We start from the raw sequence: 1,222 nt of genomic DNA, 5'->3' as shown, positions 1-1,222 counted from the left end.
ATGGTGATTTTGGTCGATTTTCATTATACCTAAAGGTCGAGCACCTGGCTCTTTTTAATTTTTCAATTTACACCATTATACGGACGCCGCCCTTTCAAGCCCTGAGTTGGGCGATTTTTCGGCGTTTTCCGTCATTTTCGCTTTCTTAATTTAATGTACGAAAGTACACCGAAATGGAAACGCAGTGCGCAGCACTGCGTACCTCTCCCTCACAATCCTGCAGTGCCCAGCACTGCGCACCTCTTCTCACAATCCCGCAGTGCAATAGCACTGCGCACCTCTTCTCACAATCCCGCAGTGCCCAGCACTGCACACCTCTCTACTCTATATTTTTCGCACGATAGTTCTGTGAACTACTCTATTATTTCATAGAGTGACGGCGCATCTTCTTTCCGGACAGTCTCCGGAGTCTTTAATACACGTACCGTCATGCTTCCTGTTCCGAAGGCCACATGGATCTCGTCTCCAGCCGAAACTTCCGTTCCCGGCTTGGCGAGTTTTCCGTTCACTGTAACCCGTTCCTGTTCACAGGCTTCCTTGGCCACAGTCCGGCGCTTGATAATTCTTGCGTTTTTCAGGTATTTGTCAATTCTCATTTTTCCACCCTCTTCTTATGAATTGCAAAAAAACAGAGGGAATCCACTGGACTCCCCCGAAGTTTCTCTATTCAGTTCAGCAGATTACTTGTTTACAGCATCCTTCAGAGCCTTTCCGGCCTTGAAAACCGGTGCCTTGGAAGCCGGAATGTCGATAATTTCATCAGGCTTTCTCGGGTTTCTGCCCTGTCTGGACTTTCTTTCTCTCGTTTCAAACGTGCCGAATCCGATCAGCTGTACCTTCTCACCTTCAACAAGGGAGTCCTCAACCGCAGTCAGGAACGCATTGATTGCTGTTTCAGCATCTTTCTTCGTAAAACCAGTCTTCTCTGCAACTGCAGCAACAAGTTCTGCCTTATTCATAATAGAATCCTCCTTAGTAATGATCGAATCTATATAGAAACGGAATGAAAAAACCGCAGAATGCGGTTCCAACTTCCAATCTCTAAATCCGTTGCTTGAACAACCCCTCAGTTAGTTATTTTCCCATCATTCGAAGGCTTTGTCAATACTTTTCGCCACAAACTGTGGCGTTCAGCCGTTTTCGGACGATTGCCGACGGTCAATGACATGCGGTCCGACCGCCGGCTCCATTACGAGCGCTTACTCTTTTCCGAGCGCCGGCT

2 protein-coding genes are annotated in these 1,222 nt (G+C 47.5%); both read right to left on the bottom strand.

Features of this window, described 5'->3' with window-relative positions; genetic code table 11:
- Positions 1–353 precede the first annotated feature (353 nt).
- Positions 354–596 carry an RNA-binding S4 domain-containing protein gene (locus tag BLQ24_RS09925; RefSeq protein WP_090164759.1) on the bottom strand — a complete coding sequence of 81 codons (243 nt, stop codon included), beginning with the start codon at positions 594–596 and terminating at the stop codon, positions 354–356.
- Positions 597–680: 84 nt separating this feature from the next.
- Complete coding sequence (locus BLQ24_RS09920) at positions 681–959, bottom strand: HU family DNA-binding protein (RefSeq protein WP_090164758.1); 279 nt, start codon at positions 957–959, stop codon at positions 681–683.
- Between the last annotated feature and the right edge of the window lie 263 nt (positions 960–1,222).

Source organism: Eubacterium pyruvativorans (assembly GCF_900102225.1).
In the GTDB taxonomy this organism is placed as follows: Bacteria; Bacillota; Clostridia; order Peptostreptococcales; family Anaerovoracaceae; genus Aminicella; species Aminicella pyruvativorans.
The sequence above is the reverse complement of the archived record's forward strand: the minus strand, read 5'-3'. Positions and strand labels throughout refer to the sequence as shown.

Excerpts from the sequence above, each read along its gene's own strand:
- BLQ24_RS09925 (WP_090164759.1), bottom strand. The coding sequence starts at position 596 with ATGAGAATTGACAAATACCTGAAAAACGCAAGAATTATCAAGCGCCGG.
- BLQ24_RS09920 (WP_090164758.1), bottom strand. The coding sequence starts at position 959 with ATGAATAAGGCAGAACTTGTTGCTGCAGTTGCAGAGAAGACTGGTTTT.